General features: G+C 67.2%; 1 protein-coding gene. It reads right to left on the bottom strand.

Annotation, left to right across the window (positions count from 1 at the left end):
- Nucleotides 1-567: VCBS domain-containing protein (locus HV766_RS30130; RefSeq protein WP_217472173.1), on the bottom strand; the 567-nt coding region annotated here is incomplete at both ends.

Below are 567 nucleotides of genomic sequence, written 5' to 3'. Positions count from 1 at the left end.
GGGTCGTAGCCAGTCAGCGTGAGCTTGCCTTCGGTGCCGTTGACGACGACCGGGGTGGTGCCCAGCGCCTGCAGGTCGGCCACAGAGAGGGTGACGTTGCCGATCTTGACCGTGGCCAGGCCTTCCGGTGCGGTGACGGTCAGTTCGCCGGTGACCGGCTGCGTGGCGTTCTCGGCGATGCTGACGTTGCCGGCATCGGCGCCGTTGGCATCGGGGACGGTCACGCCGGGCACGCCATCGGTGTGGCCGTTGATGGTGACGGTGATGGTGGTGGTGCTGACGTCGCCGTCGGCATCACGGATCGTGTAGGTGAAGGTGTCCTTGAGCTGCTGTCCATCGAGCAGCGCGTTCACGCGCGGATCGTTGTTGTTCAGCTCGTAGGTGTAGGTGCCGTCGGCCTTGAGGACGATCTTGCCGTACTCGCCGTTGACGGCGGTATTGACGTTGCCGGTGACGTTCTGGCCGGCGGGGACCGTGCCCTTGGCCACGCCCACGACGTTGGTGACGTCCGCGCCGAGGGTGTCGGCGCCGGTGCCGCTGATGACGTTGCCGGAGGCGGTCAGTGCG

The organism is Achromobacter aegrifaciens (assembly GCF_902859735.1).
In the GTDB taxonomy this organism is placed as follows: Bacteria; Pseudomonadota; Gammaproteobacteria; order Burkholderiales; family Burkholderiaceae_B; genus Achromobacter; species Achromobacter aegrifaciens.
The sequence above is the reverse complement of the archived record's forward strand: the minus strand, read 5'-3'. Positions and strand labels throughout refer to the sequence as shown.